The 18,713-nt window shown below is 66.2% G+C and carries 17 protein-coding genes; 6 read left to right on the top strand and 11 right to left on the bottom strand.

Going from position 1 to position 18,713, the window contains the following annotated elements; all coding sequences use genetic code 11:
* On the bottom strand, positions 1 to 343 hold a 343-nt coding region (locus G3N96_RS31710; protein WP_241022916.1), incomplete at its 3' end, for a LysR family transcriptional regulator.
* Positions 344 to 474: 131 nt separating this feature from the next.
* On the opposite strand from G3N96_RS31710, the gene G3N96_RS31705 reads away from it, so the two are divergent.
* Positions 475 to 1,473 carry a quinone oxidoreductase gene (locus G3N96_RS31705; protein WP_206139637.1) on the top strand — a complete coding sequence of 333 codons (999 nt, stop codon included), beginning with the start codon at positions 475 to 477 and terminating at the stop codon, positions 1,471 to 1,473.
* Positions 1,474 to 1,537: 64 nt separating this feature from the next.
* Here the strand turns inward: G3N96_RS31705 and G3N96_RS31700 are convergent, their stop codons facing one another.
* Complete coding sequence (locus tag G3N96_RS31700; RefSeq protein WP_206139636.1) at positions 1,538 to 3,052, bottom strand: MDR family MFS transporter; 1,515 nt, start codon at positions 3,050 to 3,052, stop codon at positions 1,538 to 1,540.
* A gap of 230 nt (positions 3,053 to 3,282) precedes the next feature.
* Between G3N96_RS31700 and G3N96_RS31695 the strand changes: the two genes are divergently transcribed.
* A complete protein-coding gene (locus G3N96_RS31695) occupies positions 3,283 to 4,842 on the top strand; it encodes a methyl-accepting chemotaxis protein (protein WP_124584063.1) in 1,560 nt (519 codons plus the stop codon).
* 117 nt (positions 4,843 to 4,959) lie between these two features.
* On the opposite strand, the gene G3N96_RS31690 is transcribed toward G3N96_RS31695, so the two are convergent.
* The 5 genes from G3N96_RS31690 to G3N96_RS31670 form a co-directional block, all read right to left on the bottom strand.
* Positions 4,960 to 5,379, bottom strand: a complete 420-nt coding sequence (locus tag G3N96_RS31690; protein ID WP_206139635.1) for a hypothetical protein — start codon at positions 5,377 to 5,379, stop codon at positions 4,960 to 4,962.
* Positions 5,380 to 5,385: 6 nt separating this feature from the next.
* Positions 5,386 to 5,817 (bottom strand): hypothetical protein, encoded by a 432-nt coding sequence (locus G3N96_RS39410; protein WP_241022915.1) that lies wholly within the window; start codon positions 5,815 to 5,817, stop codon positions 5,386 to 5,388.
* The gene (locus G3N96_RS31680) at positions 5,784 to 7,001 is read right to left on the bottom strand and encodes a DUF6402 family protein (RefSeq protein ID WP_206139634.1); all 1,218 of its coding nucleotides are present in this window, start codon (positions 6,999 to 7,001) and stop codon (positions 5,784 to 5,786) included. The genes G3N96_RS39410 and G3N96_RS31680 overlap by 34 nt, the downstream gene beginning before the upstream one ends.
* Positions 7,002 to 7,198: 197 nt before the next feature.
* Positions 7,199 to 8,866: an ATP-dependent helicase gene (locus G3N96_RS31675; RefSeq protein ID WP_124584068.1), complete on the bottom strand. Its 1,668-nt coding sequence runs from the start codon at positions 8,864 to 8,866 to the stop codon at positions 7,199 to 7,201.
* Positions 8,867 to 8,993: 127 nt separating this feature from the next.
* Positions 8,994 to 9,848, bottom strand: a complete 855-nt coding sequence (locus tag G3N96_RS31670; RefSeq protein ID WP_006485970.1) for a helix-turn-helix domain-containing protein — start codon at positions 9,846 to 9,848, stop codon at positions 8,994 to 8,996.
* 224 nt (positions 9,849 to 10,072) lie between these two features.
* On the opposite strand from G3N96_RS31670, the gene G3N96_RS31665 reads away from it, so the two are divergent.
* Complete coding sequence (locus tag G3N96_RS31665; RefSeq protein WP_206139633.1) at positions 10,073 to 11,416, top strand: FAD-binding oxidoreductase; 1,344 nt, start codon at positions 10,073 to 10,075, stop codon at positions 11,414 to 11,416.
* A 91-nt stretch (positions 11,417 to 11,507) separates the two neighbouring features.
* On the top strand, positions 11,508 to 12,602 hold the full coding sequence (locus tag G3N96_RS31660) for a potassium channel protein (protein ID WP_124584072.1): 1,095 nt from the start codon (positions 11,508 to 11,510) through the stop codon (positions 12,600 to 12,602).
* A gap of 322 nt (positions 12,603 to 12,924) precedes the next feature.
* Here G3N96_RS31660 and G3N96_RS31655 read toward each other — a convergent pair whose 3' ends face one another.
* Complete coding sequence (locus tag G3N96_RS31655; protein ID WP_206139632.1) at positions 12,925 to 13,551, bottom strand: TetR/AcrR family transcriptional regulator; 627 nt, start codon at positions 13,549 to 13,551, stop codon at positions 12,925 to 12,927.
* Between the two features lie 332 nt (positions 13,552 to 13,883).
* Here G3N96_RS31655 and G3N96_RS31650 point away from each other — a divergent pair, with 332 nt between their 5' ends.
* Positions 13,884 to 14,219 (top strand): H-NS histone family protein, encoded by a 336-nt coding sequence (locus tag G3N96_RS31650; RefSeq protein ID WP_206139631.1) that lies wholly within the window; start codon positions 13,884 to 13,886, stop codon positions 14,217 to 14,219.
* Between the two features lie 279 nt (positions 14,220 to 14,498).
* Here G3N96_RS31650 and G3N96_RS31645 read toward each other — a convergent pair whose 3' ends face one another.
* Both G3N96_RS31645 and G3N96_RS31640 read right to left on the bottom strand, forming a co-directional pair.
* Positions 14,499 to 15,257 (bottom strand): SDR family oxidoreductase, encoded by a 759-nt coding sequence (locus G3N96_RS31645; RefSeq protein WP_206139630.1) that lies wholly within the window; start codon positions 15,255 to 15,257, stop codon positions 14,499 to 14,501.
* Between the two features lie 140 nt (positions 15,258 to 15,397).
* Complete coding sequence (locus tag G3N96_RS31640; RefSeq protein WP_206139629.1) at positions 15,398 to 16,342, bottom strand: LysR family transcriptional regulator; 945 nt, start codon at positions 16,340 to 16,342, stop codon at positions 15,398 to 15,400.
* A 166-nt stretch (positions 16,343 to 16,508) separates the two neighbouring features.
* On the opposite strand from G3N96_RS31640, the gene G3N96_RS31635 reads away from it, so the two are divergent.
* Entirely contained in the window at positions 16,509 to 17,723 is a 1,215-nt protein-coding gene (locus G3N96_RS31635; RefSeq protein ID WP_206139628.1) for an FAD-dependent monooxygenase, read from the top strand.
* 167 nt (positions 17,724 to 17,890) lie between these two features.
* Here the strand turns inward: G3N96_RS31635 and G3N96_RS31630 are convergent.
* On the bottom strand, positions 17,891 to 18,713 hold an 823-nt coding region (locus tag G3N96_RS31630; protein ID WP_241022914.1), incomplete at its 5' end, for an alpha/beta hydrolase-fold protein.

The raw sequence follows: 18,713 nt of genomic DNA, 5'->3' as shown, positions 1-18,713 counted from the left end.
CGGTGCCGGCGTCCGCACGCCACGCGCGGACCAGATCGAGGCCGTCGATCTCCGGCATCACGAGATCCTGCAGGATGACCGTCGGCTTCACGTCGCGCGCGACCGCCATCGCCCGGTGCGCGTCGGTTTCGATGCGTGCCGCGTGCTCGGCAAGGTGCAGCCCTTCGTCGGTCGGCGGCCAGCCGCGCGGCAGCCGGTCGAACAGCCGGATGCCGAGCGCGGACTCCAGCGCGTCGATGCGCCGCGCGACCGTCGAGTGCTGAACCTGCAGCGCCCGCGCGGCGGCCGACAGGCTGCCGCCGCGCATCACCGCGAGGAAATAACGGACGTCGTCCCAGCTCATCGGCAGCGCGGACGCGGAAACGGGATCGTGTTCGGTCGAATTTTGCACAGTAGATGGGCGATTGGCGGGAATTTCGTTCGATTATGCACGATGGGATGATCGTGTCACGTCATTCGATTACGAGGAACGTCATGACCCAGACTGCCACCGCCATCCGGATCGGGATCGACCGCTACGGCGACGCCGGCGTGCTGCGCCGCGTCGATGCGCCCGTCGCGCCGCCCGGTGCCGGCGAAGTACGGATTCGCCAGACCGCGATCGGCGTGAATTTCGTCGACATCTATTTCAGGTTGGGCGCGCACGTGTTGCCGGCGCTGCCGGATGCGCTCGGAGTCGAAGCGGCCGGCGTGATCGATGCGGTCGGGCCGGGCGTGACGGATCTCGTTCCCGGCCGGCGCGTCGCGTATGCGGGCATGCCGACCGGCAGCTATGCGAGCCTGCGCACGATGCCGGCCGAGCGTGTGCTGCCGATTCCCGACGGCCTGAGCGACGAAGCCGCCGCGGCCGGGCTGCTGAAAGGGATCACCGTTTACATGCTGCTGCATCGCGTCCGTCATGTCGGCGCCGGCGACACGGTGCTCGTGCATGCGGCGGCCGGCGGCGTCGGGCTGCTGGCGACGCAATGGGCGCGTGCGCTCGGCGCGCGGGTGATCGGCACGGTCGGGTCGGCCGCGAAAGCCGCGCTGGTTCGCACGCATGGCGCCGACGCCGTCGTCGACTACCGGGAGGAGGATTTCGTCGCGGCGGCACGCGCGTTCGGCGGGGGCGCGGGAGTCGATTACGCGATCGACGGGATCGGCGGCGACGTGCTGACGCGCACGCTCGGCGCGGTCCGTCCGTTCGGGATGGTCGCGAGCATCGGGCAGGTGGCCGCGATCGGTGCGCGGCAGACGTTCGATCTCGACGAACTGGGGCCGGCACGGTCGATCGCGCTCGCGCGGCCGAGCGTGCTGGGCTTCATCGCGCGTGACGTCGACGGATATCGGGAGGCTGCGCGCGCGACGCTCGAACGGCTGGCGGGCGCGATGCATGTGGAGATCGGCGCGCGGGTGCCGCTCGAACAGGCGGCCGATGCGCACCGGTTGCTCGAGTCGCGCGCGACGACGGGTGGGGTCGTATTGGTGCCGTGATGGCCGGGGATGGGGATAGGGATCGCGAGGCGGCTCGACGCTCGCATCGCGATCCACGGGAGGCTCAGTGGTGCTTGCGCAGCGGCGCATCCTCGACGAACCATGCGAGCACGAACGCGATCGCGATGACCGTCGCCGCGGCCAGATACACGACATGCAGCGAACCGGCGAATGCATGCAGGTACGCGTCGCGCACGGCATCAGGCAACTGGTGCACGGCGGCCGGGCCGAGCGCGGGCGGCAGCGCGGTGCCGGCCGGCAGCGCAGCCATCACCCGCGACTGCAGCCCGTGCGAGAACAGCGCGCCGAACGCCGCGACACCAAGCGAGCCGCCGATCGAGCGGAACAGCGTCGCCCCCGACGTCGCGACGCCCATGTGCCGGAATTCGACCGTGTTCTGCACGGCGAGCGTCAGCACGGGCATCACCATGCCGAGGCCGATCCCGAGCAGCGCCATGTACGTGTACATCGTGTGCAGCGGCGTATCGAGCGTCAGCGTCGACAGCAGCGCCATCGCGATGCCGCCGGTCAGCGTGCCCAGGATCGGGAACATCCGGTACGAGCCGAGCCGCGAGATCAGCCGGCCGCTGACGATCGACGTCACGAGCATCCCGCCCATCATCGGCAGCAGTTGCATCCCGGCCTGCGACGGCGTCGAGCCCTTCACGACCTGCAGGTAGAGCGGGATGAACGTGACCGAGCCGAACAGCGCGATGCCGACGACGAAGCCGATCAGGCTGACCAGCACGAAGGTGCGATGGCGGAACAGCTCGAGCGGCATGATCGGCTCGGCCGCGAGCCGCTCTTCGTAAATGAAGCCGCCGATCGCGACGATGCCGAGCGCGAGCGTCATCCACAGTTGCGGCGATGTCCACGGCAGCAGCGAGCCGCCTTCGCTCGTGAACAGGATCACGCAGGTGAGGGCGGTGGCGAGGAACGCGGCGCCCATGTAGTCGATCCGGTGCTTCACGTGCGCGGTGTGCGGCCGGAACGCGACGCCGATCACCGCGAGCGCGAGAAAGCCGAGCGGCAGGTTGATCGTGAAGATCCAGCGCCATGACAGGTGCTCGACCAGGAAGCCGCCGAGCAGCGGGCCGATGATCGTCGCGAGGCCGTACACGCCGCCGAACATCCCCTGGTAGCGCGCGCGGCGATCCGGCGGCACCAGATCGCCGATCGCGGCCATCGTCACGACCATCAGGCCGCCGCCACCCAGCCCCTGCAGCGCGCGCAGCACGATCAGCTGCGTCATGTCCTGCGCGACGCCGCACAGCGCGGAGCCCGCGAGGAACAGCACGATCGCGGCCTGCAGCACGATCTTGCGGCCGTACAGGTCGCCGAGCTTGCCGTACAGCGGCAGTACGACGGTGGAGGAGAGCAGGTACGCGGTGACGACCCACGACAACTGGTCGAGCCCGCCGAGCTCGCCGACGATCGTCGGCAGCGCGGTCGACACGATCGTCTGGTCGAGTGCGGACAGCAGCATGACGAGCAGCAGCGCGGCGACGATCAGCCCGGTCGGCGCGTCGCGGCGGGCCGTTTCGGCGGCCGGCGGAGTGAGGAGGGTATCGGTGGTCATCGAGATATCTGCCAGGGCAGGGAATTGTGTCGAACTATAGCGACAGATAGTTGACTGGTCAATTTCTGCCCAGCCTCGATGTGTTGCAACCGTAACAGGAGATTGCCGGCCCGGAAAATTGACCGGGATCAGGGGAAAGCGGGGACGGACTCAAGTTTTTTGCAGGCAAACCGTAATCCAGAGTGCTGCGGACCGATTGCCGCGGCTCTTTTCACCGCTCACGTCCCGTCATGAACCTGAACGCCCTGTTTTCCCGTTTCTCGATCCGTACGCGGATTTTCTCCACGCTCGGCCTCGTTGCCGCGCTGCTCGTCGTATCGGGGCTGATCGGCCTCGCCGGCATGCAGAGCTCGAACCGCGCGCTCGACGAGGCTTATACGCAGCAACTGGCTGCGAAGACCGCGCTGTCGGCGGCCAGCCTGAACCTGACGATCGTGCGCACGACGCTCGATCGCGCGATGCTGCATCCGGAAGCGCCGGAAGTGCCCGATCTCGTCAAGAAGGCCGAGAGCTATCTCGCGAAGGCCGACACTGCCTGGCGCGGCTATGCGTCGATGCCGCACGACGGCGACGAAGGCCCGCTCGCGAGCCGCCTCGACGCCGCGCGCCAGGCGCTGATCGGGCAGGCGCTGAAGCCGATGATCGACGCGGTCCGCGACGGCCGTCGCGACGAGGCCGACCGGCTGCTGATGTCGGTTGCGCCGCCGCTGTCGGTCGCGCTCACGCAGGCGACCGATGCGCTCGATGCGTACCAGGTCGCACGCGGCAAGGACGTGTACGACACCGCGCAGACCTATTACGGCTGGATGCGCGCGGGCGCGATCGCCGGTATCGCATTCGGCCTGGCCGCGTGCCTCGGTTGCGCGATCGGCCTGCATTACGCGATCACGCAGCCGGTGAACCGCTTGCTGTCGCATTTCCGCCGGCTGTCGGACGGCGACCTGACGTCGGAAGTGCGCTGGTCGTCGCGCGACGAGATGGCCGAGCTGGTCAAGGGCGTGACCGGCATGCAGCGCAGCCTCGCGGATACGGTCCGCCAGGTCAGCCAGGGTTCCGAAGCGATCTCGACGGCGACGCACCAGATCGCGGCCGGCAACACCGACCTGTCGCAGCGCACCGAGGAACAGGCATCCGCGCTGCAGGAAACGGCCGCGAGCATGGAGCAGCTCACCGCGACCGTGAAGCAGAACGCGGACAATGCGATGGAGGCGCAGGCCTGCGCGGATACCGCGAGCGAGATCGCCACGCGCGGCGCGACGGTGGTCGGCGAAGTGATCGGCACGATGAACGAGATCGACCAGAGCTCGCAGAAGGTCGCCGACATCATCGGCACGATCGAGGGCATCGCGTTCCAGACCAACATCCTCGCGCTGAATGCGGCGGTCGAAGCCGCACGCGCCGGCGAGCAGGGCCGCGGTTTCGCGGTGGTCGCGGGCGAGGTGCGCACGCTTGCGCAACGCTCGGCGTCGGCGGCGAAGGAAATCCGCACGCTGATCGGCGAATCGGTGGAACGCGTCGCGACCGGCTCGCGGCTCGTCGGCACGGCGGGCGCGACGATGCAGGACATCCAGCAGGCGATCGGCCGCGTGACGGGCATCATGACCGAGATCGCGGCTGCGTCGAACGAGCAGCGCGACGGGATCGAGCAGGTGAATCGCGCGGTGTCGCAGATGGACCAGGTGTCGCAGCAGAACGCGGCGCTCGTCGAGCAGGCCGCGGCGGCTGCCGCGTCGCTCGAGGAACAGGCAGACGGGCTGCGTCGCGCGGTGGGGGCGTTTCGGGTCGCCTGATCGACGGCGGGGGCGGTTGAGACCCACGCGACTGTCGACTGTGTCTGTCTTCCCCCCCCGCTTCAGTTCATTCGCGACTGCGGCGCCGTGATTGTCACGACGCCGCTCGCGGGACAGTCAGACGTCAGGACCCGAGTCGAGCCGGATCGTCTCGCACAGCACCGCAACCTCTGCGCCACATGACGGCTCGAGTACGAACAACGCCTTTCGATCGGTGTCGAAATCGGCCAGGTACTGATCGAGCCGGGAATCGTCTACATTCGCTGCGTCGAAATCCTCCCTGCTGCCTATCCATTTCAGCCAGTGGCGCACCTCTGTCTGCGAAAACGGATAGGCGGGAGATAGCAGAAGGCGTGACACGACATTCTGTTGCGCAAAATCGATGATTCGAAAGGAAATGACGCCGGTGAAACGAAAGGAATGGATTTCGCCACCGACTCGACGGAATCGAAGCCGCAACGCGTGATCGGCAGGACGATGGTCGATCGTGACGAGCTCGGCATCGTGGAAGGTCGGGATGCTGTCGGGCTTGATCATGTGTGCTCAAAAGAGGGGCAGTCTGGCGCGAAGCCAGTCCCACTTGGTTGGCGGAATCATCAGGTATTTATCGAAGTTGGATTCATCGGTCAAATCGATGTAGCGAACCAGGTTGCCCTCGTAATTCAAGGGCTGGTGAAAGCTCTTTCCGTGGTACCAGTTGACGGAGAAGTATCGCTTCGCAAGAAGTTCACCTTTCTCGCTGAAGACCCTCAGTTCTATTTTATCGTTCGTCCCATCTTGATCATTCCCGCCGGTGCCGCACATCTTGAATCGATATGGAACTCCGTTCATGTTTTTTACGCCGCCATCCAGCGTTTCCGGGCGATCGTAGAAATCGCATCGCCCATAGGCGGGTCGACTGAAATGAATGAGCAGGCCTGCACCGATATAAAAAATGATGGCTAAGCCAATGTATCTGATGGCTCTAGTCTGCATATCTCACCAAGCTCAAGATGAATTGGTTTATTCAGCCTCAGACGGACTGGCTTTGAATATATCATGAAGTCCCTGCCTCGATGATGCTTTTGCCGCCAGCGGTTGTAGTCTGCATTGTAGACAGGAAAGTAAACGTCGGAATCTCTGAGTCGCCCGAACAAACCTCTCCGTGTATCGACGGGTTTATTGATGGCTCTTGCAAAGATGTCAATATCAGAGTTCCGTTTTGGCGAGCTGGACTCTGTCAGTAATGAGCCTGGTGAGATAATTACCCCATGTTTGTTCCAGTGCCCAAGATATTGCTTGCCGTTGAATGAGTAATTGTCTTTGACGTAAACGTAGATGTGTGTAATTTTCCCGGTTGCATTGAGGCAATAGAAATTACCGGATTTTTCGTACCGAAAATACTTCTCTCCAGAAATGTCAACGCTCCCTATTGCGGCGTAGATGTTGAAATTCGCCAGTGCCCCGGTGAGATCCGTGGGTGAAAAATTTTCCAGGGTGTCAAAATTGCTTATTGACGACAACTGGAATTGCCAGTCGGAATGGAATTTTGGTAGATTTTCGATAAATCCGGAGGTGTTGAGGCTGAGTGTCGAGTGTCTATCCAGAAAGAGATTTTTGATGAAGGTCTTGGTGATGTCTATTGCCGTCCTGACGGAGCGCTCGCTATAAATATCATTCGACAGGAGCTTTTCATACTTTTTCCTGACGTTCCCGAATTTCAAAACCCAATCAAGAGTGACGTCGCCGTCATTCAATGGCTGATGTGACGTCGGGTCGTCATTGTAAGTATGGGCAGGGCTCGCGAACCAGATTCGCGCAAGTTTGGCCGAGACCTTCCAGCCCAGGTTGTCCATCGCAATCGGTACGTCTTGAAGGTCGAAGTGCGGCGGTTTTTCGCAGACCTCCGCTTCTGGCGGCTCCGGTGGTTCCTTGATCATCGCCTGACCGGTTTTCGGCAATGGGTCGGAAGCGGAACCCCGCCCGGGAATACTCGGCGCTTTGGGCGCCGGCTTGGGAAGAGGGGGCGGTGGCTTTTCCCCCGGCGCCAGTCTGTCGAGCGAAACGCCTTTCTGAGTCTCGAGGGGAATACACCCTCTGGAACCCTGATATTTCTTCAGCCCTGATCCAAACAGCCCTTTCTGCGGCTTGTAGTACGGCACCTTCTTTACGTCGGCCATCGAATATCCCGTTCGCAGCGAATGGCCAGGGATCGTAACGATGTACCGCACGGGGATAAACCATCGGGTGTCGCCGGAATCGCGAAGCAGGCGACCCGTTCAGGGTTTGGGGCGAAACGAAATGTGCCCGATTGTGTCGGCGCGTAATGTCGGGGATCCGGAGATCGTCCCCGTGCCGGACGAGCCGCTGTCCGGCTTCAACCCGCCCCAAGCTGCGCGGCCGCGCGCGACGACGCGACGATCAGCAGCTTCATCGTCGCCCGCGTCGCACCGACGAACAGCTTGCGCGCGGCACGCGCGTCGAGCGTGTCGAAGTCGACCTCGGTGAGGATCACGCACGGCGCCGACTGGCCCTTGAAGCGGTAGATCGAATCGAGCAGCACGTCGCCTTCGCGATACTCCGGGTTGCCGAACAGGTCGTACTTGCCGGTAAAGCTCTTGAGCCGGTGCGGGCCGAGCTGGTCGAGCGGCGCGAGCACCGAGCCTTCGCGGCCGCGATACGACAGCACCGCGATGTCCTGCTTGCGGAAGCCGAGCGACAGCGCATGCGTGATCGCCCGCTTGGTCGCGTCGATGCAGGCGTCGGCCAGCGCGTCTGCCGACGCGCCTTCTTCCCCGTACGACGACACCGACGGATCCGAACCGTCGAACGGGCTGCCCGAGCGCAGCTCGGCCGCCAGCGGCTCGACCCGGCCGACGATGTCGCGCACGAATTCGAGCAGGTCGCGCGGGCTGCGGTAGTTCGTGAGCGCCTTCAGCGTGACCCAGCCCGGCAGCGCGACGGGCTCGCGCATGTACAGGTTCTGCAGCGGATCTTCCAGCCACCACCATGCGCCGTCCGGCGCCAGCAAGCGCGCCAGGGCGGCCGCCCACGGCGCGTGGAAATCTTGTCCTTCGTCGACGACCAGCACATCGAAGCGCCAGCGCTCGGGAATCGGCGTTGCCGCGAAGCGCGCCTCGAGCCGCTCGAATTCGCCGGGCACCTGGAAGTCGGGTGTATAGCCGCCGTCGCGCGCGACCCAGTCGCACAGCTGGTGGTAGTTCGCGATCTTTGCGCCGGGCGGCGCGATGCGCGCGATGTAGTCGGCGAGCGGCCGGTTGAAACACACGTAAAGCACGCGCTTGCCGGCCGCGACCGCATCGCGCATCGCCTGCACGGCGAGCTGCGTCTTGCCCGAGCCGGCCGTGCCGGTGACGCGCAGCCGGAACGGTGCGAATTCGAGCTGGCGCGCCCACGCGGCGAGCCCGCCCGACAGCCGCGTGACGAGCGTGCCGGCCTGGCCGACGAGCGCGCTCGTGTCGGGCGTGAGCGCGAGCTCGTCCGCGAGGAAGTGGTGGAGTTTCGGCGCGTTCGGGAAGGGTTCGTCGTCTTCCGGCAGGATCTGCAGGATCACCTGCGCGAGCTGCGCCTTGCGCGACGCATCGACGATGCGGTCGGCCGCGACGCCGGCGATCGATGCGTCGCGGATCGAGTAGTCGGGGCAGTACAGCAGCGCCTCGACGCCGTAGACGCCTGCGCCGAGCGCGGCCGTCAGGCGCCGATGCAGGGTTTCCTGCGTGCGCGCGAGCTGGATCGGGACATTGCGTTCCTTCTGCAGATAGACCTTCACGAGCCCCTTCGGCGTTTCGCGCAGGAAGCCGGCCTTCTGCTCGATCAGCAGCACGCGGCCGGCCGGGCTCACGACGACGAACGCGGCCTCGCCGAATACCGAGAACGCCTGGTCGGCGCGGGTCCAGTGCACGCCGTGATACACGGTGTAGCTGTCGGGCAGCGCGTGTTCGAGCGCGGCGAGCGTTTCGCGCTCGCGTTCGGCCGCGCCGGTCGCGGCGAGGCTTTTCCAGTCGTCGGGGATGAGGCGGGCCATGGCGTCGGGCGGCGGAAGCCGGCGTGGGCGTGAACGGGTGCGGCTATTGTACTGAGCTATGCACCGGTTCACGTCCGCCGTGCCGCGCGGACGTTGGCCGTCAGGGAGGAAGAACGGCCCGGGGACGTTACCCGCGGGCGAGCCGTTTCGCGAGATCGGCGCTGAGGATCGCCATGCGCGCGGGCTTTTCGTAGCAGACGACGTCGAACGCGCGGATCACTTCGCTGATGTCGGCCTCGCTCGCGCGGCCGGTGAGCAGGTCGCCGGTCAGCACGAAGATCGGTGCGCCCGGGTTGTCGGACGTGCGCACGGCCTTGATCGCGGTGGCGGCCGTGCTGTCGTCGAACAGCCATTCGGTCAGGACCGCGTCGAACGCCTGGCCCTGCAGCGCGTCGACGAACGGCGCGAGGCCGTCGAATGCGGCGGTCGCGAAACCCTGGCGTTCGAGATAGCGGCACAGCTCGGTCGCGCTGACGCGATCGGGGTCGATCACCGCGACGACGAGCTTGTCGCTCTCCGCGCGGCGCGGATAGATCTCGATCTTGTGCACGTCGTACGCGTTCTGGTACAGCACGCCGGTGTGGCGCAGCACGCGCCAGCGGCCGTTTTGTTCGTACGCGACGAATTCGGGGCGCGCGCCGGCTTCGAGCGGCGCGCCGATCCAGGCCGTGCACGGAATCTCGGCGACGCCCGCGTAAAGGACGGCCTCCTGAGAATAGGCGCCGACCATGCCGGGGTCGAGCGTTTGCGCGCCGAACAGCTGGGCGGCGGGTTCGCCGTAAGCTTCGGCGACTTTCTTGATCTGCGCGAGCGTCCAGGGGCTGCTGCCGCGCAGCTTGCGGTGGCCTTGCGAGAAACTCAGGTCGAGGATGCGGCACAGCTCGGTGGTCTGCTGGCGCTTGCCGATGCCGTTGCGGGTCATCAGCTCGCGCACGCGCTCGGCAACCGCGAGGGAATCCGTGGTGATTGCTTCAGTGGTCATGCTACGGGAACGGATCGTGACGTTCAGAACGACGCCTTGCGGCAGTCTCGACGGACAGTCTTCATGACGTCCAGGGGCGAGCCGACCGGCCACGCGCGGAAAAGATAACTTTACCGCAAAATGGTCGTTATTCAGCGTGGCGAAAGGTGCGTTTGTGTGAAAGGTGTGTCACGACGTTACCATCGCCGCCCACATTCGGATGCATTAACGCCTGACAGGAAACAATGACGACAACCTATCCGCTGCATGATGCCCTGACCCTCGCCGACACGCCATTCCCGCCCGACGCCGACGTCGTGATCGCCGGCGCCGGCATCATGGGCTGCGCAGCCGCGTATTACCTGGGCCTGCGCGGCCTGAAGGCCGTCGTGCTCGACAAGTCCCGCATCGCCGGACAGCAGTCGACCCGTGCGTGGGGCTTCGTGCGGCAGCAGGGGCGTGAAGCGGCCGAGGTGCCGCTGATGATGGCCGGCATCAAGATCTGGGAGGAGTTAGAGGAAACCCTCGGTTTCGATCTCGAATGGCGGCAGGGCGGCTGTCTTTATATTGCGGACAACGAAACGGACTGGGCATCGTTCAATGCATGGCTCGCCGTCGCGCGCGAGCACGGGCTCGATACACGCACGCTGACGCGCGCGCAGATCGACGAGCGCGTCAGCGGCCTTTCGCCGGACGCACGCACGCTCGGCGGGCTGTACACCGCGACCGACGGGCAGGCCGAGCCGCGTCGCGTGGCCGCCGCGTTCGCCGCGCGTGCCGCCGAGGCGGGCGCGCGCTTCTTCGAAGGCTGCGGCGTGACTGCGATCGAGACGGCCGGCGGTGCGGTGGTTGGTGTCGTGACCGAGCGCGGTACGATCCGCACGCGGCGCGTGATCTGCGCGGCCGGTGCGACCAGCTTCCGGCTGCTCGATGGCGTCGGCGTCCGGCTCCCGCAACAGGCCGTGCGCGGCACCTGCATGCGCACCAATGTGGTGCCGCCGGTGTCGGCGTCGACGGTGTGGGGCCACGGCCTCGGTATCCGGCAGCGCAAGAACGGTGCGATCAATCTTGCCGACGACATGCAGGTCGACGTCGACCTGACGCTTGGCCACCTGCGCGGGTTGAGCCTGTTCTGGCCGGAGTTCTGGTCGCAGCGCGACAAATTCCGGCTGCACGTGAACGGGGCCGCGTGGCGCGATGCGCTGGCTCGCATCACCGGGGCGATCGGAGCGACCGGGGCGATCGAGCCGCGCGATCCGCAGCCGCAGCCGAATCGCGCGCATGCGCCGCGCGCACTCGCGAAACTGAAGACGATCTTTCCCGCGCTGAAGGACGCGCAGATCGTCGAGGCCTGGGCCGGCCTGATCGACGTGCTGCCCGACGGCATTCCGGTGATCGATGCGCCGGGCACGCCGTCCGGGCTCGCGATCGCGACGGGGTTCTGCGGCCATGGTTTCGCAATGGGGCCGATCGTCGGGCGGCTGCTGGCCGAATGGATCGACACGGGGGCGCCGTCGCTCGACCTGTCGGCGTTTCGCGCGCAGCGCTTCGTCGACGGCACGATGGTGCGACCGCGCAGCATGCTGTAACGGACGCATCGGCGCATCGACACGAGGACGCCGGCCGGTCGCGGCCGACCCATCGTAGAATCGAGCCCGCATCCTTCAGGAGATTCCCCCGTTGGCTTCGCCCTCCGCCCAGCGCCGCTCGTTGCGCTCACGCCTGCGTCGCGCCCGCAATCCGTGGCAGGCGCCGCGTGCGCGCACGCTGTTCACGCGTCCCGCGACGTCGCCGCGGCGCACGCTGCTGTTCCGTATCGGCGCGGTCGTGCTGCTGTGCACGCTCGCGTTCCTCGTGCTGTATCTCGATCGCGACGGGTTGCGCGATTCGACCAAGAGCACGCCGATGACCGTCGCCGATCTGGTGTACTTCACGATGGTCACGGTCGCGACGGTCGGCTATGGCGACATCGTGCCCGTCACCGCACGGGCGCGCCTGATCGATGCGTTCTTCATCGTGCCGATCCGCATCGTCATCTGGTTCATTTTCCTGGGCACGGCGTATCAGTTCGTGATCCAGCGCGTCATCGAGGAATTCCGCATGAAACGCCTGCAGAAACAGTTGTCCGATCACATCGTCGTCTGCGGTTATGGCCTGTCGGGCTCGATCGCCGTGCGCGAACTGCTCGAGAGCGGCGTCGATCCGGCGACGCTCATCGTGATCGATTCGCAGCAGCAGGCGATCGAGGCCGCGACGTCGCTCGGCGTGGCGGGATTGCTCGGCGATCCCGCGCACGAGGATCTGCTGCAGCAGGCACAGGTGCGCGAAGCGAAGGCCGTGATCATTTCGGTGACCGATGATCCGACCGCGATCCTGCTCACGTTGTCGGTGCGCAGCATCGCGCCCGATACGAAGATCGTCGTGCGGATCCAGGAGAACCTGTATCAGCGGCAACTGCGGCAGGCGGGCGCGGACGTGATCGTGTCGTCGACGAAGATCGGTGCGCTGCTGCTCGCGGACGCCGTGCATAGCCGCTATATCGTGCCGTTCGTAAACGACATGCTGTCGACGCGCGGCCGCGCGACGCTGCTGGAGCGCGAGGCGATGCCGCAGGAGGTCGGCTGCATGACGAACGTGGTGCCTGGCGCGATCGTCGTCGGGCTCGATCGATGTGGGAAGATCTTTTCGTTCTATGAAGACCCGCCGTGCCGGATCGAGGCGGGGGATACGCTGGTCGTGATTCAGTCGGCGCGGATTCCGGATCCGGATGTCTAAGCATTCGGTATCAAGTGAAGGCGTGTTTCCAAACGCTTGACGATGTCTTGCCGCGCGAGTGTCGATGTGCTCCTTGTCGTGTAGGCGCAATGCAGGCGATCAGCGTCAACCGAATGTGACGGGCCGCAGACACTTGATCGTACGACAGGACGGCGCACGGAAATGCCGTTCACGCACGCGTGGCGTGTATCGGTCGGGTGATTGGCCTACGCCAGGCATGGTCGAGCGCCACGGCGCGATATCCTGCGCAATCTCCGCGATCTGCCGGCGCAGCCACCCTTACGCCGGATCGTCGCCGCTGCGAACGGGGCGACCTTGCCGGTCAACGCACCGGCTCGGCCGTGGCCAGCAGGCTGAGCAGGAACACCATGATCATGTGCCCGATCGGCACCTCGGACAGGATCGACTGCTGCAGCGACAGGCCCTGCGAGAGCCCCATGAACGCAACGGCCAGGACGGCCGGCGGTTCGGGCGGTACCTTCTTCAGCCGCGCGAAAATCTGTTCGATGCAATAGGCGAGGCCATCGCGGTGGGCGTCCAGCAACGCCTGCGACGCGATGGCGAAATCGGGGTTGCGCCGCCCCTGAAGCTTGAATTCGACACCCAGCACCGACCACTCGGGCTCGGCATCGACGGTCCGCGACCAGACCTCCAGCGCATTCAGAATGTCCTCCCCGGACGCCGCGGGGTCGCGCAGCACCCGGGCGATGTCGGCCACTTGCGTCTGCGAGCGCTCCCGCATCAGCTCGACGAACAATGCCTCCTTGCTCGCGAAATTCGAATAGAACGCGCCTTGCGTATAGCCGGCCTCGGCCGCGATATCCCTGAGCGACGTGCCGCCGAACCCGCGGTCGACGAACAGCCGCTTCGCCGCGGCGAGCAAATGAGCGCGGGTCTGCTGTCGGCTTTCTTCGCGGCTCAGCCGCGGGGGAGGGGGAACCATGTTCATGGCCGGCAGGATATCAGTTGATATTTGAGATGGATACCATTACGATCGCATTCCAGATATCACTCGATATTTGAAATGCCGGGCGCGATTGTGTCGCCGAACGTCTGCAGCGAGGGCCCCGGGCGGGCGATCGGGTCGACGCGGGGGCGCGCACGGTGTGCCGGTGCGTGGCGGCGTGTCGCTGTTCTCATGTCGCGTGCTTCGATGCGCCGGCGCGAGCGGCTTGCCGATCGAGTGAATGTGGCCGTCACGGGACGTCGTGAAACAGTCGGTTAGTCATGCGAATCATGCCGGTTCGCATGCAGATGCGGATGCGGGGCAGGAAGCAGAAAATGAACGCGAGCAAGACCTATGCACAGCTCGTCGTCGAGCTGGCCGAACTGGACGAGGAAATCGAGCGCGCACGCGCGCGCGAACGCGTCGATGCGATCGCGGAGGTTCACTCGCTAATGGATACCTATGCGATCAAGCACCGCGATCTGGTCGGCCGCAACGGCAGCCGGGGGGCGTACGTCGTGCAAGTGCTGCCGGCGCGCTATCGCGATCCGGTGAGCGGAAAGGAGTGGAGCGGGCGCGGCAATGCGCCGCTCTGGATCAGGGGCAAGGATCGTCGTCAGTTCGTCATCGTCAAGCCGCCGTCCACCGGCAAGAAAAGCAGGAGCAACTGACCGCGGGCGTCGGGCTACGGCGACAGCGGCGTCGCCGATGCCTGACCGGGCGGCGTGAGCACCACGCCCAGCGTCGCGCCTTGCGGGCACGGCGCCACGTACGCATGCGGCCGATGCGATTAGAAGAGCGCGCTCACACCGGCGTGCAACCGCGTTGGCTCGCCATGCTCGACGTGCAACTCGCGTTCGCCCGACAGCACGTGACGTCGTCCGCAATCATGGCGCGGGTGACGTCTCGCGATGCGGGCCGGACGGGATCGGGCATCGCGTGCGTTTCGTTCAGCCCCGGCCGACGAACGGCATCGCGGTCGCCATGATCGTCATGTTCAGGATGTTCGTGTCCAGCGGCAGGTTCGCCATCTGGACGATCGCGTTCGCGACATGCGTGACGTCCATGCGCGCCTCGGGCGCGAGGCTGCCGTCGGCCTGCGGGACGCCTTGCGTCATGCGGTCCGTGAGCGACGTAGCCGCGTTGCCGATATCGATCTGGCTGCACGCGATGTTGTACCGGCGGCCGTCGAGCGCCAGCGACTTGGTGATCCCGGTCACCGCATGCTTGGTGGCCGTGTACGCGATCGTGTCGGGGCGCGGCGCATGGGCCGAGATCGAGCCGTTGTTGATGATTCGGCCGCCCTGCGGCGTTTGCGCTTTCATCACGCGCCACGCGGCCCGCGCACACAGGAAGACGCCGGTCAGGTTGGTCGCGACGACGCTGTTCCACACGTCGAATTCGTATTCGTCGAGGGAAACCGGCGGCGCGTTGCGGCCGGCATTGTTGAACAGCACGTCGAGCCGGCCGAACTGCTGCGCGATCCGGGTGAACGCGTGGTCGACCGATGCTTCGTCGGTGACGTCCGCAGGAAACACGTGCGCGTCGCCGCCGGCGGTGCGGATCGCGTCCTGCGTGTCGCGCAACGATGCCTCGGTGCGTCCGAGCAGCGCGACGGTGTAACCGGCCTGGGCGAGCGCGACGGCCGCCGCGCGACCGATGCCGGAGCCGGCGCCGGTGACGGCTGCAAATTTCGTGAAGACAGACATGGCTTGATTTCCTGCGGGTTGAAAGAGGGGCGACGTGGCCGACGACCGGAATCGTTGCCACTTCGGCAATGTAGTCGAAATGCGCGGCGCACATGTTCGAGCGACACCGTCAGGCACGCGCGATGGCGTGATGACCTCGGCTACTTCTTGCGGCCAGGTATGGCCTTCCGCGTCCGCGTGCCTGACTCCGCGAACAGATCGACCACCACGTCGCGCAGCCACTTGTTCTCTTCGTCCTGATTGACCCGCGTATGCCAGAGCATGTGAATCGGCGCGCCCGGCACCGTGACGGGCAACGCGCGCCAGCCGAGCGAAAACGGTGCGGCGAGCTGCTGCGCGAGATGCTCGGGCACCGTCGCGATCAGGTCGGTGCGCTGCAGGATGTAGCCGACGCTCATGAAGTGCGGCACCGTGAGCCGCACCTGGCGCGCCACGCGGCGGCGCTTCAGCCATTCGTCCACCTGCCCGTGACCGGTGCCGGCCGACACCACGACCAGGTGCTCGGCATTGCGCCATGCGTCGACCGTCAGCGGCGCGTCCTCGAGCGGATGCCCGCGCCGGAACAGGCACACATAGCGCTGATCGAACAGCCGGCGCTGATAGAAGCCGCCCTTGAGCTGCGGCAGCAGGCCGATCGCGAGATCGACGCGGCCGTCGGCCATTGCGTCGCCGAGGTTGACGCTCGTGTCGCGCACGGTATTGAGCGCGATGCCCGGCGCCGCTTGCGACAGGTGTTCGAGCAGCGCGGGCAGGAACACGACTTCGCCGATGTCGGTCATACCGATCGTCAGCGTGCGCGTGGCGCGCTGCGGATCGAAACCGGTCTCGGGGTTGAGCGCGGCATGCAGCGTCGCGAGCGCGTGCGACACGGGTTCCGCGAGGCGCAGCGCGAACGGCGTCGGCACCACGCCACCGGGCCCGCGCACGAACAGCGGATCGCCGAGCCGGCGGCGCAGCTTCGCGAGCGCATTGCTCACGCCCGGCTGGCTCATGTTCATCTGCTCGGCGACGCTCGATACGCGCCGTTCCTGCATCAGCCGCTGGAACAGCAGCAGCAGGTTGAGGTCGATATCGCTCAGTTCCATGGGTTGGGTCTCGCCGGGTTCATTGCATTCAGTGATGAAGCAGATTCCGGTCATTTTATTGCGGGATGAAAGTCCGCTCCCGAGAATACCGATACGGCCCATGCATTCGACATGACCGCTGCGCACGCCGCAGACCCCACATCGGAACATCGGAGACACCTTCATCATGCAGACGAACCTGAAGATTGCGATCGTCGGCGCCGGGATCGGCGGCCTGACGCTCGCGCTCGCCTTGCGCGAGCACGGCATCGACGCGCAGCTCTACGAACAGACGGAGGTGTTGCGCGAAGTCGGCGCGGCCGTCGCGCTGTCGGCCAATGCGACGCGCTTCTACGAACGGATGGGATTGCGGGCGGCCTTCGATGCGGTGTGCGCGGACATCCCGGGGCTCGTCTATCGCGACGGCCGCAGCGGCGCGGTGATCGGCCATCATCGCGGCGATCCCGACTATCGCCGGCAATTCGGCGGCGCGTACTGGGGCGTGCATCGCGCGGATCTTCAGGCCGTGCTGTCGAAGGCGGTCGGCCTCGACGCCATCCATCTCGGCCATCGGCTGACCGATCTCGCGCAGCATCCCGATCGCGTCACGCTGTCGTTCGACAATGGTGTGCGCGTCGACGCCGATCTCGTGATCGGTGCGGACGGCGCGCGTTCGATCACGCGGCGCTGGATGCTCGGATACGACGATGCGTTGTATTCGGGGTGTTCGGGGTTTCGCGGCGTGGTGCCGGCCGCGCGGCTGAACCTGTTGCCCGATCCCGAGACGCTGCAGTACTGGATCGGGCCGCACGGGCACCTGCTGCACTATCCGATCGGCGACGACGGCGACCAGAATTTCCTGCTGGTCGAGCGCCATCCGTCACCGTGGCCGTCACGCGACTGGGTGATGCCGTCGGAAGAGGGCGAGCAACTGCGCGTGGTCAGGGACTGGCATCCGGCGGTGGTGCAGATGATCACGGCCGTGCCGATCAGCCAGCGCTGGGGGCTGTTCCACCGGCCGCCGCTCGGGCGCTGGAGCCGCGGGCGCGTGACGCTGATCGGCGACGCCGCGCATGCGCTGGTGCCGCACCACGGGCAGGGCGCGAACCAGTCGATCGAGGATGCGGTGGTGCTGGCCGCGCAACTGGCGAAGGCCGGGCCAGGCAACTGGCGCGAAGCGCAGGAAGCATATGAGCGGCTGCGTCGCGGCCGCACGCGCAAGGTGCAGTACGCGTCGATCTCGGTGGCCGATGTGTTGCACCTGCCGGACGGGCCGGCCGCGCACGCGCGCAATGCGCGCCTGGCCGAGCGCGACAGCGTGCTGCATCACCTGGACTGGATTCACGATTTCGACGCGCTGGCGCAGGAGCCGAGCGAGCGGCAGGGCGGCACCTGGCTTTGAGTCTGTCATCTGGATCAAGGGCGCGGCGGCCAGCGCCACGCGTGCGCCCTCAGGCGCGACAGGCTCGCCGGGATTGCATGCGCCGGGCATGACGTGGGTCGACGGCCGGCGGGCCGCCGGTCACCGGCCAGCCTGACGAAAACGGGCGGGGCAACGCCCGCCCGCCGTCACTTCACGCATTCGAGCGCGTACTTTAACCCCTGCCCGAGCAGCCCGCGCCATACGTCCCACGTGTGCCCGCCGTCGACGATGCGCAGCTCGGCCGGGTTCTGCGCACGGCGCAGGTGCGTGTACAGCACGCTCGATTCGGCCTGGATGGTCAGGTCGTCGTCGCCGGCCGCGATGAACATCGGGATTCGCCAGCTGCGCGCGAAATAGCCGCGCATCAGCGCCGGGTAGTTGAGTTCGTGCCACACGCGCGGGTCGAACTGCCGGTCGCCGAACACGCCGACGTAGCGCGCGGCGGAATTGAGCGGCGGCTCGTTCGCGTAGATCGCGGGGCTCAGCAGCATCGCGCCGCAGAACAGCCCGGGTTCGAGCAGCGAGAAGCGCAGCGCGCCGAAGCCGCCCATCGACACGCCGCCGATCGCGCGGCCCGCGCGCTGGTTCGACACCGCGAAGTGCGCTTCGACCTCGGGCAGCAGGTCGTTGAGGAACGCGCTCTGCATCTTCTCCTTGCGGTCGACGTACCAGTCGGTGCCGCCCTGCGGCATCACGATCACGACCGGCGGGATCTCGCGGCGCTCGATCAGCGTATCGGCTGTGGCCTGCAGCCGGCCCTGCGTGACCCAGTCGTTCGCGTTGCCGGCGTTGCCGTGCAGCAGGTACATCACCGGGTAGCGCGCGCCTTCCGGGTTGTAGCCCGGCGGCAGGTAGACCGTGTACGACCAGTCGCGCTTCAGCGACGCCGACCGGAACGTGCGCAGCACGACGCTGCTGCCCGGATTGAGCGCGCTCTCCTGGGCGGCCGACGGGGTCGTCGCGGTCGGA

Source organism: Burkholderia sp. Se-20373 (genome assembly GCF_017104705.1).
In the GTDB taxonomy this organism is placed as follows: domain Bacteria; phylum Pseudomonadota; class Gammaproteobacteria; order Burkholderiales; family Burkholderiaceae; genus Burkholderia.
The sequence above is the reverse complement of the archived record's forward strand: the minus strand, read 5'-3'. Positions and strand labels throughout refer to the sequence as shown.

Bases quoted from the DNA above. Each gene is read 5' to 3' on its own strand.
- G3N96_RS31705 (WP_206139637.1), top strand. From the start codon at position 475: ATGACCCAGACTGCCACCGCCATCCGGATCGGGATCGACCGCTACGGC.
- G3N96_RS31700 (WP_206139636.1), bottom strand. From the start codon at position 3,052: ATGACCACCGATACCCTCCTCACTCCGCCGGCCGCCGAAACGGCCCGC.
- G3N96_RS31695 (WP_124584063.1), top strand. From the start codon at position 3,283: ATGAACCTGAACGCCCTGTTTTCCCGTTTCTCGATCCGTACGCGGATT.
- G3N96_RS31690 (WP_206139635.1), bottom strand. From the start codon at position 5,379: ATGATCAAGCCCGACAGCATCCCGACCTTCCACGATGCCGAGCTCGTC.
- G3N96_RS39410 (WP_241022915.1), bottom strand. From the start codon at position 5,817: ATGCAGACTAGAGCCATCAGATACATTGGCTTAGCCATCATTTTTTAT.
- G3N96_RS31680 (WP_206139634.1), bottom strand. From the start codon at position 7,001: ATGGCCGACGTAAAGAAGGTGCCGTACTACAAGCCGCAGAAAGGGCTG.
- G3N96_RS31675 (WP_124584068.1), bottom strand. From the start codon at position 8,866: ATGGCCCGCCTCATCCCCGACGACTGGAAAAGCCTCGCCGCGACCGGC.
- G3N96_RS31670 (WP_006485970.1), bottom strand. From the start codon at position 9,848: ATGACCACTGAAGCAATCACCACGGATTCCCTCGCGGTTGCCGAGCGC.
- G3N96_RS31665 (WP_206139633.1), top strand. From the start codon at position 10,073: ATGACGACAACCTATCCGCTGCATGATGCCCTGACCCTCGCCGACACG.
- G3N96_RS31655 (WP_206139632.1), bottom strand. From the start codon at position 13,551: ATGAACATGGTTCCCCCTCCCCCGCGGCTGAGCCGCGAAGAAAGCCGA.
- G3N96_RS31650 (WP_206139631.1), top strand. From the start codon at position 13,884: ATGAACGCGAGCAAGACCTATGCACAGCTCGTCGTCGAGCTGGCCGAA.
- G3N96_RS31645 (WP_206139630.1), bottom strand. From the start codon at position 15,257: ATGTCTGTCTTCACGAAATTTGCAGCCGTCACCGGCGCCGGCTCCGGC.
- G3N96_RS31640 (WP_206139629.1), bottom strand. From the start codon at position 16,342: ATGGAACTGAGCGATATCGACCTCAACCTGCTGCTGCTGTTCCAGCGG.
- G3N96_RS31635 (WP_206139628.1), top strand. From the start codon at position 16,509: ATGCAGACGAACCTGAAGATTGCGATCGTCGGCGCCGGGATCGGCGGC.